The following is a 17,111-nucleotide window of genomic DNA, read 5'->3' as shown; positions in this document are numbered from 1 at the left end:
GGTCAGTGTTGGTTGGCGGTCGGGTTGCCGGGCAGGCCGGCGGGCGGAGGGTTTTGGTAGGCCTCCGGGTCGAGGCGGCGCATCTCGCTCTCGATCCAGTCCTTGACCTCGTTCATCAGCTCGGCCGGCGAGCGACCCTCGGGACGGATCTGCTTGCCAATCGAGATGTCGACGACACCCGGGCGCAGCAGGAAGCTCTTGCGTGGCCAGCAACGCGCCGCGGTCGCCGCAATGGGCACGACGGGCAGGCCGGCCTCGATGGCCAGGCGGGTGCCGCCCGTCTTGTACTCGCCCACCTCACCGCGCGGGATGCGTGTGCCCTCGGGGAACATGATGACCCAGTTGCCCTGGCCACCCAGGCGCTTGCCCTGGCTCAGCACCTTGTTCCAGGCTTCGGTGCGGCGGCCGCGGTCGATGTGGATCATGTCCATGCGCGCCATTGCCCAGCCGAAGAAGGGCACGTAGAGCAGCTCGCGCTTGAAGACATAGGCCAGCGGATGGCTGAGCAGGGCCGGGTAGGCGAAGGTTTCCCAGGTGCTCTGGTGCTTGGACAGCAGCACGACACCGGCGCGGCGGTCCGAGGCCGACGGCAGGTTCTCCATGCCCTGGATGCGCCAGCGGATGCCGCAGATGATGCGCGCGCTCCAGATGGCGACCTTGAGCCAGCCGGCGCAGGCCCAGTAGATCGGGTCACCGCGGCGGAAGATGGACAGGATGACGACGGCCGTGGCCCAGGGGATGACGGTGACGACCAGGACGAGGACAAAGATCAGCGAGCGGATGGCGCTCAGCAAGTTGGACATCAGTTCAGGTCTCCGGCCTGGGTGTCTGGGGTAAGAACCTGGCCGCGCTGCACGGCAACGCGGCGGCGCTCTTCCTGGATGATGGCCTCGGCGAAGCTCATCAGGTCGTCGTGCACGCGGGCCGTAGGCACTTGCACGAGCAGATTGGCCAGTTGCTCGGTGCTGAGGCTGCCGAAGGGGCCGGTCAGCACGAGGTGGGGCATGCAGCCGGCGTTCTGAGCCGTCAGCAGGTCGGTCAGCGATGCACCGACCATGTGGATGGTGGGGAGCTCGACGTCAAAGCGCTCGCCGATCTGCTTGATGAGGCCGGGCAGCGGCTTGCGGCAGTCGCAGCCCTCCTCGGGCGTGTGCGGGCAGAAGAAGGCCGCGTCCAGCCGCCCGCCCTTTTCGGCGAGCAACTGGTTCAGGCGGATGTGCACCGCGTTCAGCGAGGCCATGTCCAGCAGGCCACGGCCGATGCCGGCCTGGTTGGTGGCCAGCACCGTGTGCCAGCCGGCATGGTTGAGGCGGGCGACGGCCTCCAGCGCGCCGGGCAGCGGGTCGAGCTCCTCGGGGGCCTTGACGTGATCGTCGCGGTAGCGATTGATCGTGCCGTCGCGCCCGAGGATGACGAGCTTCATGCCGTGGGCGTGGTCGGCGCGCATCGCGTTTTTCTTCAAGTGGCCAGGCGCGACAGGTCGGCCACTCGGTTCATCGCTGCATGCAGACGGCCCAGCAGCGCCAGCCGGTTGGCGCGGAGTTGCGGGTCTTCGGCATTGACCATCACGTCGTCGAAGAACGCGTCGACGGGCGTCTTCAGCGCGGCCAGGGCCTTCAGCGAGCCGGTGTAGTCGTGCTGCTCGAACAGGCGGTCAGCGGCGGGTTGCACGTCGGCAATCGCGGCGGCCAGGGCCTGCTCGGCGGCTTCCTTCAGCAGCTCGGGGCTGATGACCGTCGGCAGCTCGCCTTCGACCTTCTTCAGGATGTTGCCGACCCGCTTGTTGGCGGCGGCCAGCGACGCGGCTTCGGCCAGCGCAGCGAAGGCGCGCACGGCTTCGAGCCGGCGCGGCACGTCGCCCAGTCGCGTGGGGTTGAGGGCCAGCACTGCGTCCACTTCCTGGGCGCTGTAGCCCTGGTCGCGCAAGGACACCGCGAGACGGTCGGCGAAGAAGGTCAGCAGCGCGCCGCGTGGGTTCTCGATCAGCTCGCCGAAGGCCGGCACGGCCGCGTCGATCAACTCCGGCAGGTCCAGCGGCAGGTTCTTCTCGACCAGGATGCGGATGACGCCCAGAGCGTGACGACGCAGCGCGAACGGGTCCTTGTCGCCGGTGGGCAGCTGGCCGATGCCGAACAGGCCCACCAGCGTCTCCAGCTTGTCGGCCAGCGCCACGACCGTGCCGGTGTGGTTGCGCGGTAGCGCGTCGCCGGCGAAGCGGGGCTTGTAGTGGTCCTCGATGGCGATGGCGACGCCGTCGCGCAGGCCTTCGTGGCGGGCGTAGTAGCCGCCCATGATCCCTTGCAGCTCGGGGAACTCGCCCACCATGTCGGTCAGCAGGTCGCACTTGGCGAGCTGGCTGGCCTGCTGGACCTTGCTGTCCAGCACCTTGAACTCGTCGTCGGCCTCGACCGTGTAGGGCAGCGTCGCCATGCTCAGCTGCTTGACTATGGCATGCGCAATGGAACGCACGCGCTCAGCGCGTTCGCCCTGGCTGCCGAGCTTGCCGTGGTACACGACCTTGGCCAGGCCGGGCAGGCGGTCTTCGAGCTTCTTCTTCCGGTCTTGATCGAAGAAGAACTTGGCGTCGGCCAGGCGCGGGCGCACGACGCGCTCATTGCCTTGCGTGACGGCGCTGGCGTCGGCGGGCGCGATGTTGCTCACCACCAGGAAATGGCGCGTCAGCTTGCCGTGCGAATCGAGCAACGGGAAGTACTTCTGGTTGGCCTTCATCGTCAGGATGAGGCACTCCTGCGGCACGGCCAGGAACTCGGCTTCGAAGGCGCAGCTCAGCACGTTGGGGCGCTCGACGAGGGCGGTGACTTCATCCAGCAACGCTTCGTCGTCGATGGGCGTCAGGCTCAGCGCGTCGGCGGCACCCTTCAGCTGTCGCGAGATCTCGGCGCGACGCTCGGCGAAGCTGGCGATGACGGCGCCTTGCTCACGCAGTTGCGCGGCGTAGCTGTCGGCGGATTCGATGCTGACCGTCGCTTGGAAAGCTTCAAACCGGTGGCCGCTCGTCGTGCGGCCCGAAGTCAGCCCGAGGGCCTGGACGGGCACGACCTCGCTGCCGTGCAACGCGACCAAGCCGTGCGCCGGGCGCACGAACTTCACGTCGCTCCAGCCATCGGCGAGCTGGTAGGTCATGACCTTGGGGATGGGCAGCTTGGCGAGCGTTTCGTCCAGCGCCTTCTGCAGGCCCTGAGCGAGCGTGGCGCCGGGCTGGACGCTGTCCCAGAACAGGGCCTCGGCCTTGCCATCGGGCTGGCGCTTGAGCTGCGACACGACCTCGGGGCCGGCGCCGACGGACGCGAGCTTCTTCAGCAGCGCGGGCGTGGCCTGGCCATCGGCGGTGAGCGCCACGGCAACGGGCATCAGCTTCTGCTGCACGGCCTTGTCGACGGCCTTGGCGGCGACGCCGGCGACGTGCACGCCGAGACGGCGCGGCGACGCGAACGATGTGACGGCGGCGTCGGCAGCGGCCAGGCCCTGAGCCTTCAAGCTGTCGGCCAGCACGTTGGCGAAGGACTCGCCCAGCTTCTTCAGCGCCTTGGGAGGCAGCTCTTCGACAAACAGTTCAACGAGCAGATTCATCAGGCCGCCTTCTTGCTGTTCTTCAGTTCGATCTGCGCGACGACTTCGTCGGCCCAGGCCTTGGGTGCCATTGGGAAGCCGAGCCGTGCGCGGCTGTCGAGATAGCTCTGCGCCACGGCGCGCGCGAGGTTGCGGATGCGGCCGATGTAGGCGGCCCGCTCGGTCACGCTGATGGCGCCGCGCGCATCCAGCAGGTTGAAGCTGTGGCCGGCCTTCAGCAGCTGCTCGTAGGCGGGCAGCGCGAGCTGCTGTTCCATCAGGTTCTTGGACTGCTTCTCATGGGCGGCAAACGCGCCGAGCAAGAAGTCCACATCGCTGTGCTCGAAGTTGTAGGTCGACTGCTCGACCTCGTTCTGGTGGAACACGTCGCCGTACGTCAGGCCGTCGGTGTAGACCAGGTCGTAGACCGATTCCTTGCCCTGCAGATACATCGCCAAGCGTTCCAGCCCGTAGGTGATCTCGCCGGTGATGGGCTTGCAGTCGATGCCGCCGACCTGCTGGAAGTAGGTGAACTGCGTGACCTCCATGCCGTTCAGCCACACCTCCCATCCCAGGCCCCAGCAGCCGAGCGTGGGGTTCTCCCAGTCGTCCTCGACGAAGCGCACGTCGTTCTTCTTCAGGTCGAAGCCCAGCGCCTCCAGCGAGCCGAGGTACAGCTCGAGGATGTTGGCCGGTGCGGGCTTCAACACGACCTGGTACTGGTAGTAGTGCTGCAGCCGATTCGGGTTGTCGCCGTAGCGGCCGTCCTTGGGGCGGCGGCTGGGCTGCACGTAGCCGGCCTTCCAGGGCTCGGGGCCGAGGGCGCGCAGGAAGGTGGCCGTGTGGCTGGTGCCGGCCCCGACTTCCATGTCGTAGGGCTGGAGCAGGGCGCAGCCCTGTTTGGACCAATAGTCCTGAAGCGTCAGGATGATTTGCTGGAAGGTCAGCATGAGTCGGCACGAAAAAGGGGTGGCCGATTCTATGGGGCGGCCCTCTTGAGTCCGATCAGGGTCAACAGCGCGATCGCCCAGAGCGGCCACAGGCCCAGCGCCGCCAGCCAGCGGGCGTAGGGCGTGGCGCCCGCGCGGCCCTCGGCCGTCGCCTCCAGCACGCCGCGCTCCAGCACCGGCATGCGGGCCGTGATGCGGCCGAGGTGGTCGATGACGGCGGTCGCGCCCGTGTTGGTCGAGCGCACGACGGGACGCTGGAATTCCAGCGCCCGCATCTGCGAGAACTGCAGGTGCTGGTCCTGGATCATGACGGTGCCGAACCAGGCCAGGTTGCTGACGTTGACGAAGACCGTGGCCGCATCCGGCCCGACCGCGCTCTGCACGACGTCCTCGCCGAACAGATCCTCGTAGCAGATCAGCGGCCGCAGCCGCTGGCCGGCGACGGCCCAGGCGCGCTGGTGGTCGCCGCGGGCCTGGTCGTCCAGCGGGATGTTCATGGCATGCACGAACCAGGCGAAGCCGGGCGGGATGAATTCGCCGAAGGGCAGCAGGTGGCGCTTGCCGTAGGAATAAGGCGAAGCTGGCGGCGGGCTCTCGAGCGCGAGCAGCGAATTGACGTAGCCCTCCTCCTGGCTGCCCAGGAAGGTGCCGAGCAGGACCGGCTGCCCCGGCCGGGCGAGGTTGTTCACATAGTCGGCCGGCAGTTCGCGCAGCGGAATCGGCACGACGGACTCCGGGGTCACGATGACCTGGCCTTTGGCGGCGTGGATCAGCGCGGTGAGCGCGGCCATGTTGGCCACGTAGCGCTCGGGGTCGAACTTCTGGTCCTGCGGGATGCTGGGCTGCACCAGCGACAGCGCGATCTGGCCGGTCGACGTGGTGAAGTCCTGGGGCAGCAGCGCGCCGGCCAGCGGCAGCAGCAGAGCCGGCGCGGCGAATGCCCAGGCCCTCTCGCGCAGCAACCCCAGGCCAGCGGCCAGCAGCGCGGCCAGTGCTGTGATGCCGTAGACGCCGATCCACGGCGCCCAACCGGCCAGCGGGCCAACCGTGTGTGCGTAACCCGATGCGATCCACGGGAAGCCGCTGAGCCATGTGGCCCGCGCGAGTTCCGCCAGCAGCCAGGCCGGCACGAGGGCCAGCAGCCGCCAGCGCCCCGGGGCGATCCACCGTGCCGTCAGGCCCAGCGCCAGCGCGTAGTAGCTGCAAAGGAAAGCCGCCAGCAGCCCGATGGCCAAGGCGGCCAGCAGCCAGGGAATGCCGCCGAACTGGTGCATGCTGATGTGCAGCCACCACAGGCCCGAGGCCAGCCAGCTCCAGCCGAACAGTGCGCCGCAGAGGGCGGCGACCTTGGGTGTGCTTCGAGCCACGATGCCGAACAGCAATGCCAGCGCCAGGATCTGCGCCCACCAGGCATCGGTTGGCGCGAACGACGCCGTCTGCAGCAGGCCGGCGGCCAGCGCGGCCGCGGCGGCCACCGCCGCCTTCACCGGCCTCACGCCTCGGTCTCTTCTTCGGGGGCGCGCGTGACCTTGAACCAGCGCACCGCGCCGCCGCGGGTCAGCATGACGGCGAAGTTCAGGCCCGCCACCTGCACGGTCTCGCCGCGCCGCGGCACGCGGCCGTGCTCGTGGGCCACGAGGCCGCCGATGGTGTCGAAGTCGTTGTCGGGCAGGGCCAGGCCGAAGGCGCCGTTGACGGCAGCGATCGTCGCGTCGCCGGCCACGCGTTGGCTGCCATCGGCCAGCGTGTAGAGGCCGGATTCGCCGTCCTTGTCGTCGAACTCGTCCTCGATCTCGCCGACGATCTCCTCCAGCACGTCCTCGATGGTGATGAGGCCGGCGGTGTTGCCGAACTCGTCGATGACGATGGCGAGGTGGTTGCGGTTGGAGCGGAAATCGCGCAGCAGCTCGTTCAATCCCTTGCTCTCGGGCACGAAGACGGTCGGCCGCAACAACGCGCGGATGTTGAGCTCGGGGGCGCGCTGCATCTTCAGCAGATCCTTGGCGAGCAGGATGCCGATGATGTTGTCCTTGCTGTCTTCGTAGACAGGGAAACGCGAGTGGCCGGTGTCGATGACGAGACCCAGCAGTTCGTCATAAGGCGCGTCGATGTCCAGCAGGTCCATGCGCGGGGCGGCCACCATGGCGTCGCCGGCCGACAGCTCTGCCATGCGCAGCACGCCTTCCAGCATCTGGCGCGACTCGGGCTCGATCAGCTCACGCTGCTCGGCGTCGGCCAGGGTTTCGATCAGTTCGGACTTGGAGTCTGGGCCGGGGTGCAGGAACTCCAGCATGCGCTCCAGCAGGCCACGCGCCTCGGGCGGTTGTTTGGCGGCCCCGCGACTTGGGGGCCGGCCTGAATGCGGTTCGCTCAAGGGGAGCTGTCAAGGTATTGCGGAAGGGACAGAATAGCCGATTGGTTTGACAAGACCTTGTTTCGGGGCGCCTAGCCCCTATATCTGCTGCCTTCCTTGAAAAACGGCCCCACCATGTCCACTGCTGCCCAAGGCCTCATTCCCGCGACCATCCTGACCGGCTTTCTCGGTGCCGGAAAAACCACGCTGCTCAAGCGGGTGCTGACCGAGGCCCACGGCCAGAAGATCGCCGTCATCGAGAACGAGTTCGGTGAGGAGAACATCGACACCGACATCCTCGTGTCCGACACCAACGAGCAGATCATCCAGATGAACAACGGCTGCGTCTGCTGCACGATCCGCGAGGATCTGCGCACCACGCTGTCCGACCTGGCCGCCAAGCGCCGCAAGGGCGAACTGAGCTTTGACCGCGTCATCATCGAGACCACCGGCCTGGCCGACCCCGGCCCCGTCGCCCAGACCTTCTTCATGGACGACGAGATCGCCGAGAGCTATCTGCTGGATTCCGTGCTGACGCTCGTGGACGCCAAGCATGCCGACGAGCAGCTCAACGCGCGCCAGGAGGCGCGCATGCAGGTGGGCTTTGCCGACCAGATCTTCATCAGCAAGAGCGACCTGGTCGAGCCAGCGGCCGTCGAGGCGCTGGTGCATCGCATCAAGCACATGAACCCGCGTGCGCCCATCCAGAACGCCCATTTCGGCGAAGTGGCGCTCAACAAGGTGTTCGACCTGCGCGGCTTCAACCTGAATGCCAAGCTGGAGATCGACCCCGACTTCCTGAAGGCGGATGCCCACGACCACCATCACCACCATGATCACGATCATGAGCATGGCGAGCACTGCGATCACCCGCACCACCACGCCCATGACGACGATGTGAAGAGCTTCGTGTTCCGCTCCGACAAGCCCTTCAACCCGGCCAAGCTGGAGGATTTCCTCGGGGCCATCGTTCAGGTCTATGGCCCCAAGATGCTGAGATACAAGGGTGTCCTACACATGAAAGGCACCGAGAAGAAGGTCATCTTCCAGGGAGTTCACCAGATGATGGGCTCCGATCTTGGCCCGCGCTGGATGCCGGGCGAGAAAAAGCAGAGCAAGATGGTGTTCATTGGTATCGACCTGCCGAAAGAGGTTTTGATGCAAGGCTTGGAAGGCTGTTTGGCGTGATGTTTTTTCGCCCCCCGGAGCACTGTTTTCGGGGGGTGAGGGCCGATGAATCCCTGTGGCTACAATCCGCCGCGCTCAAAATTGGGCCGCCGGCTGAAAAGCAGTGGGATCAAGGTCTGACACCGCGCCGAAGCAAGCCCTGAGCGAGGAGATGACTGTGAGCAAGACCCCGGCCCCTAAAACCGCCAACGCGACCACCAAGGCTGCAAAAAAAGCCGACGCCGACGCCAACGTCGCGATGTTGGAGGCGCCCGCACCAGCGAATCGCTTCGCCGACCGCTTCGCGCCGCCGAAACCGCCCGCGCGCGGTGCCGGTGTAGTCGACGAAACGCCACGCGTGGCCGCCAAGGGCGACCCCAAGCTGGCCAACGCCTGGAAGAGCAAATCGGGTGCCGAGCTGACTGACGCCGAAGTCCTGGCCATGCCGGACTCGGAGTACATGAACGCCAAGCAGATCGAGTTCTTCCGTGCCAAGCTGACCGAGCTGAAGGACGGCGTGCTGTCCAACGCGGGCGAGACGACGGAGCATCTGCGCGAGGACACGACCATCGTGCCCGACCCGGCAGACCGCGCGACGATCGAGGAAGAACACGCCCTCGAACTGCGCACCCGCGACCGCGAACGCAAGCTGCTGAAGAAGATCGTGCAGTCCATCACGCGACTGGACAGTGGCGACTACGGCTATTGCGACGAGACTGGCGAGCCCATCGGCCTCGGCCGCCTCATCGCCCGCCCGACCGCGACGCTGTCGCTCGAAGCGCAACAGCGCCGCGAGCTCAAGCAGAAGATGTTTGGCGATTAATCTCCACGCAATCCATGTCCGAGTCCAAGCCCGCAGACCCCAAGGAAGGCGACAGCTTCTTCCGCAAGGTTGCGCGCTTCGTGGCCAACCCCACGACGGACTGGGCAGAGATCAATTCGCGCCAGGACGACCCCGAGGGTGACCTCGCCAAGGCCGAACTGCGCGCGATGGTGGAGCGCAAGCGCCGCAACGACTTCGTGCGCAAGCGCGAGCTCGACATGCTGCGCCGCATCCGCCGCGAAGGCCTGACGCCCGAGCAGCTAGCCGCCCTGGCCTCGTCGCCGTCCCGCCTGGGCGACGACGAGCGCATCAGCGAGCCCAATTCCAAGATCGACCTTGGTGTGAAAGCCAAGATCGACGAGATCGAGCAGCAGATGGTGGGCGAGAGCTTTGCGACGACGCAGGCCGTGCCCAAGCAGCAGCCCGGTTTCTTCGACACCAGCACGCGGCCCGTGGCCTTCTCGTCCACCGTTGCCGCGCCGCCGCCATCGGACGCCAATGGCGGCCGCGTCAGCGAGTTCTCCACGCCGCGTGAAGTCCAGCGCCTGCAGGCGCCGACGCCACCGGCGGCCGTGACGATGGGCGCGGCCATTCCGCCGTTGTCGGATTCGCCGCCCAGCCGCCTGCCCGACCTGCCGCCGCTGGACATGCCGCTGTCCTTCACGCTGGCCGAGTCCACGCCCGATGTCGAGGTGCAGGAGGTCGTGCACGACCCCGAACTCGACGAGGCCGTCATCGCCTTCGCCAACGCCGACTACGAGACCAGCGAGCGCGCGCTGACCGAGCTCGTGCGTCCCGGCGGCAGCCGCAATCTGCACGGCGAAACCTGGCTGGTGCTGTTCGACCACTACCGCGCCACCGGTGCCCAGGGCAAGTTCGAGGCGCTGGCCGTCGAGTACGCCCAGCAGTTCGGCCTGTCGGCGCCGCAGTGGTTCTCCATGCCCCGGCTGGTCGCCGAATCAACGCGGCAGTCCAACCGCTCGCCGATGGCCAAGGCCAACCAGGTCAGCTGGACGGCTCCGTCCGCACTGACGGCCGAAGACGTGGCTGTGCTGCAAAAGCGCAGCGAGACGCTGCCCATGCCCTGGGTGTTCGACTGGGGCGCGCTGGATCATGTCGAGATCGATGCGGCCATTCAGATGCGCCAGTTGCTGCGGTCCTGGGCCATGCAGCAGGTCGACCAACGCTGGATCGGCGGCGACCGCTTCCTGAACCAGCTCAAGGAACTCGCGCCCGTCGGCGAGCGCGATACCGACCCGGCGCTGTGGATGCTGCGCCTGGAGGCATTGCGCCTGGCCAACCGGCCCGACCAGTTCGACGAAGCCGCCATCGACTACTGCGTGACCTACGAGGTCTCGCCGCCGTCCTGGGAGCGCGCCAAGTGCCGCGTGCGCATCGGCAGCGATGGCGGGTCGACCAACAGCCCCGCCACGAGCACGATGCAGAGCGAGGCGCAGTCCACCTTCCTGGATACCGGCCTGCCCGAGTCGGCCGGCATGGCCGTCCAGCTCGAACTGATGGGCCAGCTCAATGGCGACATCTCCGACACGCTGCGCGTCATGGCTGCAGAAATCGGCGAGGCCAGCCTCATCAACATCTCCTGCACCAAGCTCATCCGCCTGGATTTCATGGCTGCTGGCGATCTGTTGAACTGGGTCCTGTCGCGCCGCAGCGAGAACCGAGGCGTGGTCTTCACCGACGCGCACCGCCTGGTCGCGCTGTTCTTCGGCGCGATGGGCATCAACGAACACGCGAAGGTCAAGGTGCGGATCAACTGATCTTGCATCGCGGGCCTCCGCCCCAAGCTGGAGCCCCTATGTCTTCCGATTCCTCCTCCGCCGTCTATCACGGCACCACCATCATCTCGGTGCGTCGCCAGACGCCCACCGGCTGGCAGGTCGCCATCGGCGGCGACGGCCAGGTGACCCTCGGCAACACCATCGTCAAGGCCAGCGCGCGCAAGGTGCGCAAGCTCTACCGCGACCAGGTGCTGGCGGGCTTTGCCGGCGCCACGGCCGACGCGTTCACGCTGTTCGAGCGCTTCGAGGCCAAGCTGGAGAAGCACCAGGGCCACCTGGTGCGCGCTGCCGTCGAGCTGACGCGCGACTGGCGCACCGACCGCGTGCTGCGCCGCCTGGAAGCCATGCTGGCCGTTGCCGACAAGACGGCCTCCCTCATCATCACCGGCAACGGTGACGTGCTGGAGCCCGAGCAGGGCATCGTCGCCATCGGTTCCGGCGGCGCCTTCGCCCAGGCCGCGGCCAAGGCGCTGCTGAACCACACCGAGCTGAGTGCCGCCGACATCGTCAAGCGGTCCCTCGAGATCGCCGGCGAGATCTGTATCTACACCAACCAGAACCACACGCTGGAGGTTCTGGAATGAGCAGCATGACCCCCCAGGAAATCGTCTCCGAGCTGGATCGCCACATCGTCGGCCAGCAGGCCGCCAAGCGGGCGGTCGCCATCGCGATGCGCAACCGCTGGCGCCGCCAGCAGGTCGATGAAAAGCTGCGCGGCGAGATCACGCCCAAGAACATCCTGATGATCGGCCCGACCGGCGTCGGCAAGACCGAGATCGCGCGCCGCCTGGCCCGGCTGGCCGGGGCGCCCTTCATCAAGGTCGAGGCCACCAAGTTCACCGAGGTTGGCTACGTCGGCAAGGATGTGGACTCCATCATCCGCGACCTGATCGAAGTCGCCGTCAAGCAGGAGCGCGAGGTGGCCGTGCGCCGCTGCCAGACGCGCGCCGAGGACGCCGCGGAGGACCGCATCCTGAGCGTGCTGTTGCCGGGCAGCGAGCCCGACAACGCGACCCGCCAGACCATGCGCAAGCGCCTGCGCGAGGGGCAGCTCGACGACAAGGACATCGAGCTCGACCTGCTCGCTCCCAAGCCGACGATGGAAGTGCTCGGCCCCTTCGGCAACCAGCCGGGTATGGAGGACATGGCCGAACAGCTCAAGGGCATGTTCAGCCAGTTCGGCGGCACGCAGAAGAAGACCCGCAAGCTCAAGATCGCCGACGCGATGAAGCTGCTCGTCGACGAGGAGGCCGCCAAGCTCGTCAACGAGGAAGAGATCCGCGCCGCAGCATTGAGCAATGCGCAGGAGATGGGCATCGTCTTCATCGACGAGATCGACAAGGTGGCCTCGCGCAACGAACACGGCGGCGCCGAGGTGTCGCGCCAAGGCGTCCAGCGCGACCTGTTGCCGCTGGTGGAGGGCACGACGGTGTCCACCAAGTACGGCCTCGTGAGGACCGATCACATCCTCTTCATCGCCAGCGGGGCCTTCCACCTCGCCAAGCCCAGCGACCTCATCCCCGAGCTGCAGGGCCGCCTGCCCATCCGCGTCGAGCTGGACTCGCTGTCCGTCGCCGACTTCGAGGCCATCCTGACGAGCACGCACGCCAGCCTCGTGAAGCAATACCAGGCGCTGCTCGCGACCGAAGGCGTTACGCTGGATCTGCAGCCCGACGCCATCCGCCGCCTGGCGGAGATTGCCTTCGAGGTCAACGAGCGCACCGAGAACATCGGCGCGCGGCGGCTGGCGACGGTGATAGAGCGCCTGCTCGACGAGATCAGCTTCGACGCGCCGCGCAATGCGGGTCAGACGGTGTCGCTGGATGCGGCGGCGGTGGATGCCAAGCTGGCGGCGTTGGCGGCCAACGAAGATCTGAGCCGATTCATTCTCTGAAGCCCGGCGGGGTGGGCGCTGTCAGCGGATGGCCGTCGCCCACCGGTCGAGCCTTGGCGTCATCCGCCACCCGTCCTCGCCCAGCCAGTCTGCCGCCACGAGGATGTGGTGCGCGCGCCCGATGAGCTTCTCCCTCGGCACGGTGCCGATGAAGCGCGAGTCCTCGCTGTTGTCGCGGTTGTCGCCGAGCAGGAAGTACTGGCCCGCCGGCACGGTGATCTCGGCGAAGTCGCGCCGCGCCCGCAGCGTGGGCAGGAACTGCACGGTATGCGGCCGGCCGGCCAGGTCTTCGGTGGCGCGCACGGCGTCCACCACCCAGCCGGGCGCGATGCTCTCGCCGCGCGTCTGGTTGTCGCTGTAGCCCAGCGGCTGGCCGTTCAGGATCAGCACGTTGCCCTGCATCGCGATGCGGTCGCCCGGCAGGCCGACGATGCGCTTGATGAGCCGCGTGCCGCCGGCCGGCGAGCTGAGCGTGACGACGTCGCCGCGCTGTGGTTCGCTCAATGGCAGCAGCACGACGTCGGTCAGCGGCAGCTTGAGGTCGTAGGCCAGGCGGTTGACGAGCACGACATCGCCTTCCAGCAGCGTCGGCCGCATCGAGCCCGAGGGGATGGGGTTCCAGTCGGCCACCGCGGTGCGCAGCAGCGCGAAGCTGAACAGGAAGAGGATGAAGCCGCGGTTGTCGCGCAGGGTGTGTCGGAGGTTCATGCCGGCCATGCTGCCCGCCAGGCCCGGCGGCTGGCCACCCGAGCGGGCGAACGGCCGGCCCGATGACATGAATGGCGTGAACGGCGGCTTCAGCCGTCCAGCGGCACCGGCAGCGCCAGCCCGCGCTTGAGCACGCTCATCGCGACGCTCGTCGTGTAGCGCTTCACGTTGGGGTTGTCGGCCAGCAGGCTGGCCATCAGCGCCTCGTAGGCCTCGGCATCGGCGGCGGTAACGACGAGGATGAAGTCGGCCTCGCCGGTCACGTAGAAGGCCTGCTGCACCTGGGGCTGGCCGGCGATCCAGGCGCGCAGCCCGGCCATCTGGTCAGCGCGCTCGCTGTCCAGCTGCACCGAGGCGATGAAAGACATGGGCCGGCCGACCTGGGCGGGGTCGAGCACGGCAACCTGGCGCGTGATGACACCTTGCTCGCGCAGGCGCTTGAGCCGGCGCTGGATGGCCGACGGCGACAGGCTGACCTGCTCGGCCAGCTGCTCGGCGGTCAGGGCGGCGTCCTGCTGCACGAGGTTCAGCAACTGGCGGTCGAAGCGGTCGAGCTCGGGCATGGGAAGCGAGGATCAAATTGCGGCCGAACGGCGTGCGGGCGGCGCATCTTGCCGCAAATCGTCGCGGTGGGCTGCCTAGCATGGGCGCTCTGGACCTGGAGCCCCTTTCGATGATCGACCATGTTTCCCTGGGCACGCAGCGCTATGCCGACGCGGTGACCTTCTACAGCCGCGTGCTTGCGCCGCTGGGCTTGCAACTGCTGCGCGACACCGGCGCCGAAGCCGCCTTCGGTACGCCCGAGCGGTGGTGCTTCTTCCTCTACCCCGTGCCCGAGGGCGAGACCGTGGCCGCGCGCGGCGCGCACGTGGCGATGGGCGCACCCGGGCGCGACGCGGTGGCGGCGATGCACGAGGCCGCGCTGGCGGCGAGCGCACGCGACATCTTCTCGCCCCGGCTGCGGCCCGACATCAGCGACACCTATTTCGGCGCGATGTTCCACGACCTGGACGGCCACAGGATCGAGGTGCTGACGAACGCGAGCTGATACCCGGCGGCGGGTTCCACCCGTTGCCGACGCGATCCTGGCTCTCGCCCGGCCATTCAGGCCGGAGGATCCTTGGCCCGCGTGCGGGACACCGCCATCATGATGCCGATGCCAGCCACGATGAGGCAGGCGATGGCGACGTAGGTGACGGCGAGGCCCGCCGTGATCAAGGCCCACGCAATGCCGCCCAGCAGCACGGCGAGCCCGAGGATGTAGAGCGCGAACGACATGGTGTCTCCTGGCGTCGATGGAGCGCCAAGCCCCATCCTGTCGGATCACTCTAGTGGCGCGGCTTGCCGCGGGCGGTCGGACGCCGGTCAGGGTGACGGTAGGCGGCCTCCTACCGGCTTTGCGGGCTTGCGCCGGCGCCAGATGCGCGGCCGGCCCGGCTATCGTCACGGCAACCCCCACGCCGGAGACAAGGCCATGCAGCTGTCCCACCGCTCCACGCCGCAGCAGGCCCTCGCGCTGCTGGCCTGGCTGGCCGTCGTGTTCATTGCCGCCGCGCTGGGGGCCGCCGCCACCAGCAACGCGCCCACTTTCTATGGCCAGCTCGCCAAGCCGGCCTGGGCGCCGCCAGCGGCTGTGTTCGGACCGGTCTGGTCGGTGCTTTATCTGCTGATGGCCGTTGCGGCCTGGCTGGTGTGGCGCGAGCAGGGCGCCGCGGAGCGGGGCAAGGCGCTGGGCCTTTTCCTGCTGCAGCTCGGGGCGAATGCGTTGTGGTCCTGGCTGTTCTTCGCCTGGCACGACGGCGCGCTGGCCTTCATCGGCGTGCTGGCGCTGCTCGCCCTCGTCGTCATGACGGCCGCTGCCTTCTGGCCCATCCGCCGCGCGGCGAGCGTGCTGCTGCTGCCCTACATCGCCTGGGTGGGCTTCGCATCGGCGCTGACCTGGGCGGTCTGGCGGGGCAACCCGCAGCTGCTGTAGGCCCTGGTTTGCGCGGGGCGCAGAGAATCCCCGCATGACCATCTCCTCCCCCAGCGTTTACATCAAGGACACCGGCACCTCCAAAGGCCGCGGTGCCTACGCCTCGCGCGCGCACGCTTCAGGGGAGACCGTCGAGGCCTGTCCCGTCGTGCTGTTCTCCGGGACCCACGCTTCGGTGCCCGAGGAGGTCCGCAAGCTGCTCTTCAACTGGGGCGTGCTTGCCAACACCACGAGCGGCCACTGCCTCGCGTTGGGCTACGGCAGCATGTACAACCACGAGAACCCGGCCAACATGCGCTACGAGGCGGATGCCGAGGCCCGGGTGCTGCGCTTCGTGGCCATCCGCGACATCGCCGCGGATGAAGAGCTGACGGTGAACTACAACGCCGTCGGCGGCGGGCACGAGTCGGAGCGCGACACCTGGTTCACCAACATGGGCATCGAGCCCTACGCGGCCTGATCGCGCTTGTTGCGCCTATTGCGCCGCCTTGGCTTCCGGCGCGTCCTGCGCCACCCAGCGCAGCAGCGCGTCCAGCACGCCGCGGGCGCCTTGAGCCTGCGGGTGGTTGATCACCGCCACCAGCACCCAGCGCTTGCCCGACGGGGCATCGACGATGCCGGCCAGCGCGACGACGTCGCGCAGCGAGCCAGTCTTGAGATGCGCGCGCCCCGCCGCCGCGCCGAAGCGCCCCGGCTGGCGTGACAGCGTGCCGTCCAGCCCCGCCACCGGCAGCGAGGCCAGCAGCTCGGGCATCCACGGCTGGCCCCAGCCCCAGCGCAGCAGTGCAGCCAGTTGGCCCGGGCTGAGCCGCGTCTCGCGGGCCAGGCCCGAGCCGTTGACGACGCGGGTTGGCGGCGCGGTGCCGGCATGCGCGTCCAGCCAGGCCTGCAGCCAGACCGCGGCCGTGTCGGGTGAGGGCGCGGGCACGCCGCCTGCGCGGGCGGTGCTGAGCAACACCTGCTGGGCGATCAGGTTGCTGCTGAACTTGTTCATGTCGCGCAGCGCCTCGGCCAGCGTCGGGCCAGGCCAGAACAGCGTCGGCGCGGCGAGCGGGGGTGGGGCATCGACTGTTGTTTCGCCGCGCCAGGTGATGCCGGCGTCGCGCAGCAGCAGCGTCAGCAGCCGGGCCGGGTAGGTGGCCGGGTCGGGGTCGGCCAGCGTCCAGGTCTGCTCGCCGCAGGCCGCGGGAAAGTTGCCTGTAAAGCGCGGGCGCTGGCCCGGCGCCCACAGCAGCTTCAGTGCACCGCGCCAGTCGCCGCAGGGGGCGGAGGTCGTCGGCACGGTCTGGGGCGGGTCCAGAGGCGGGTCGGCGGTGATGCGGGCCTGCACGCCCTCGATGCGGATCGTGTAGCTCACCGCCTTGGCATTCAGCAGCAAGGCCTCGGGCTGGGCGTTGCCGACGCGCCAGGGCTCGCCGTCGAAGTCGCCGGGCTCGGCGGCACCGGGCGTGAAGGCGCTGCGGTCCAGGCGCAGCGGGCCGCGCAGCTCTGTCACGCCCAGCCGCCTGAGCCCGGCCCACAGGCGCTCGGTGGACAGCCGCGGGTCGCCGCTGCCCTGCAGGGCCAGGCCACCGTCCTCGGTCAGCCACACCGGCGTCTGCCATTGCCAGGCCGGGCCCAGCGTGTCCAGCGCGGCCATGCTGGTGACGAGCTTGGTCAGCGAGGCCGGGTTCAGCGGCGTGGTGGCCTGCCAGGCCAGGCGCGGGCGGGGTTCGTCCAGTGCCTGCACGACGACGCCGAGGGCCGTCGGCGGCAACTGGGCCTGCCGTAACGCGACCTGCACCGACAGGGGCAGCACGTCCGCGCCCGCTCCCGAAATCAGCCCCGCCAACAGCAGTCCCACAGCCCTTTTGCTCATGACCCGAAAGTTAC

18 protein-coding genes are annotated in these 17,111 nt (G+C 68.2%); 8 read left to right on the top strand and 10 right to left on the bottom strand.

The window, feature by feature from the left end; translation table 11 throughout:
• Nucleotides 1–2: 2 nt before the first annotated feature.
• From AC07V5_RS00370 to AC07V5_RS00345, 6 genes are read right to left on the bottom strand one after another with little or no spacing between them, the layout of a single operon-like run.
• Nucleotides 3–803 (bottom strand): lysophospholipid acyltransferase family protein, encoded by an 801-nt coding sequence (locus tag AC07V5_RS00370; protein ID WP_495113486.1) that lies wholly within the window; start codon nucleotides 801–803, stop codon nucleotides 3–5.
• Complete coding sequence (gene gmhB, locus AC07V5_RS00365) at nucleotides 803–1,447, bottom strand: D-glycero-beta-D-manno-heptose 1,7-bisphosphate 7-phosphatase (RefSeq protein ID WP_495113485.1); 645 nt, start codon at nucleotides 1,445–1,447, stop codon at nucleotides 803–805. Before gmhB ends, AC07V5_RS00370 begins: the two co-directional genes overlap by 1 nt.
• An 11-nt stretch (nucleotides 1,448–1,458) precedes the next feature.
• Nucleotides 1,459–3,591, bottom strand: coding sequence for a glycine--tRNA ligase subunit beta (gene glyS / locus AC07V5_RS00360; protein ID WP_495113484.1), 2,133 nt, complete (start codon nucleotides 3,589–3,591; stop codon nucleotides 1,459–1,461).
• Nucleotides 3,591–4,520, bottom strand: coding sequence for a glycine--tRNA ligase subunit alpha (gene glyQ / locus AC07V5_RS00355; protein ID WP_495113483.1), 930 nt, complete (start codon nucleotides 4,518–4,520; stop codon nucleotides 3,591–3,593). Before glyQ ends, glyS begins: the two co-directional genes overlap by 1 nt.
• A gap of 29 nt (nucleotides 4,521–4,549) precedes the next feature.
• Complete coding sequence (lnt, locus tag AC07V5_RS00350) at nucleotides 4,550–6,016, bottom strand: apolipoprotein N-acyltransferase (protein WP_495113482.1); 1,467 nt, start codon at nucleotides 6,014–6,016, stop codon at nucleotides 4,550–4,552.
• Complete coding sequence (locus AC07V5_RS00345) at nucleotides 6,013–6,894, bottom strand: CorC family transporter (protein ID WP_495113481.1); 882 nt, start codon at nucleotides 6,892–6,894, stop codon at nucleotides 6,013–6,015. Before AC07V5_RS00345 ends, lnt begins: the two co-directional genes overlap by 4 nt.
• Nucleotides 6,895–7,008: 114 nt before the next feature.
• Here AC07V5_RS00345 and AC07V5_RS00340 point away from each other — a divergent pair, with 114 nt between their 5' ends.
• From AC07V5_RS00340 to hslU, 5 genes are all read left to right on the top strand, one after another.
• Complete coding sequence (locus AC07V5_RS00340; RefSeq protein WP_495113480.1) at nucleotides 7,009–8,061, top strand: CobW family GTP-binding protein; 1,053 nt, start codon at nucleotides 7,009–7,011, stop codon at nucleotides 8,059–8,061.
• A gap of 151 nt (nucleotides 8,062–8,212) precedes the next feature.
• Entirely contained in the window at nucleotides 8,213–8,863 is a 651-nt protein-coding gene (dksA, locus tag AC07V5_RS00335) for an RNA polymerase-binding protein DksA (RefSeq protein WP_495113479.1), read from the top strand.
• A gap of 14 nt (nucleotides 8,864–8,877) precedes the next feature.
• The gene (locus AC07V5_RS00330; protein ID WP_495113478.1) at nucleotides 8,878–10,641 is read left to right on the top strand and encodes a hypothetical protein; all 1,764 of its coding nucleotides are present in this window, start codon (nucleotides 8,878–8,880) and stop codon (nucleotides 10,639–10,641) included.
• A 38-nt stretch (nucleotides 10,642–10,679) separates the two neighbouring features.
• On the top strand, nucleotides 10,680–11,246 hold the full coding sequence (gene hslV, locus AC07V5_RS00325; protein ID WP_495113477.1) for an ATP-dependent protease subunit HslV: 567 nt from the start codon (nucleotides 10,680–10,682) through the stop codon (nucleotides 11,244–11,246).
• Nucleotides 11,243–12,556: an ATP-dependent protease ATPase subunit HslU gene (hslU, locus tag AC07V5_RS00320; RefSeq protein ID WP_495113476.1), complete on the top strand. Its 1,314-nt coding sequence runs from the start codon at nucleotides 11,243–11,245 to the stop codon at nucleotides 12,554–12,556. Before hslV ends, hslU begins: the two co-directional genes overlap by 4 nt.
• A gap of 21 nt (nucleotides 12,557–12,577) precedes the next feature.
• Here the strand turns inward: hslU and lepB are convergent, their stop codons facing one another.
• The gene (lepB, locus tag AC07V5_RS00315) at nucleotides 12,578–13,264 is read right to left on the bottom strand and encodes a signal peptidase I (protein ID WP_495113475.1); all 687 of its coding nucleotides are present in this window, start codon (nucleotides 13,262–13,264) and stop codon (nucleotides 12,578–12,580) included.
• Nucleotides 13,265–13,353: 89 nt separating this feature from the next.
• Entirely contained in the window at nucleotides 13,354–13,827 is a 474-nt protein-coding gene (locus tag AC07V5_RS00310) for an Lrp/AsnC family transcriptional regulator (RefSeq protein ID WP_495113474.1), read from the bottom strand.
• A 110-nt stretch (nucleotides 13,828–13,937) separates the two neighbouring features.
• On the opposite strand from AC07V5_RS00310, the gene AC07V5_RS00305 reads away from it, so the two are divergent.
• Nucleotides 13,938–14,312: a VOC family protein gene (locus tag AC07V5_RS00305; protein ID WP_495113473.1), complete on the top strand. Its 375-nt coding sequence runs from the start codon at nucleotides 13,938–13,940 to the stop codon at nucleotides 14,310–14,312.
• 56 nt (nucleotides 14,313–14,368) lie between these two features.
• Here AC07V5_RS00305 and AC07V5_RS00300 read toward each other — a convergent pair whose 3' ends face one another.
• On the bottom strand, nucleotides 14,369–14,542 hold the full coding sequence (locus AC07V5_RS00300; RefSeq protein ID WP_495113472.1) for a hypothetical protein: 174 nt from the start codon (nucleotides 14,540–14,542) through the stop codon (nucleotides 14,369–14,371).
• Between the two features lie 196 nt (nucleotides 14,543–14,738).
• On the opposite strand from AC07V5_RS00300, the gene AC07V5_RS00295 reads away from it, so the two are divergent.
• Together AC07V5_RS00295 and AC07V5_RS00290 are read left to right on the top strand one after the other, a co-directional pair.
• Nucleotides 14,739–15,239, top strand: a complete 501-nt coding sequence (locus AC07V5_RS00295) for a TspO/MBR family protein (protein WP_495113471.1) — start codon at nucleotides 14,739–14,741, stop codon at nucleotides 15,237–15,239.
• A 34-nt stretch (nucleotides 15,240–15,273) separates the two neighbouring features.
• Nucleotides 15,274–15,699: an SET domain-containing protein-lysine N-methyltransferase gene (locus AC07V5_RS00290; RefSeq protein ID WP_495113470.1), complete on the top strand. Its 426-nt coding sequence runs from the start codon at nucleotides 15,274–15,276 to the stop codon at nucleotides 15,697–15,699.
• A 15-nt stretch (nucleotides 15,700–15,714) separates the two neighbouring features.
• Here the strand turns inward: AC07V5_RS00290 and dacB are convergent, their stop codons facing one another.
• On the bottom strand, nucleotides 15,715–17,082 hold the full coding sequence (gene dacB / locus AC07V5_RS00285; RefSeq protein WP_495113469.1) for a D-alanyl-D-alanine carboxypeptidase/D-alanyl-D-alanine endopeptidase: 1,368 nt from the start codon (nucleotides 17,080–17,082) through the stop codon (nucleotides 15,715–15,717).
• Nucleotides 17,083–17,111 lie beyond the last annotated feature (29 nt).

Source organism: Roseateles sp. GW821-FHT02E12 (assembly GCF_059421665.1).
Note: the sequence above shows the minus strand (reverse complement) of the source record. Positions and strands in the feature narration are given on the sequence as shown.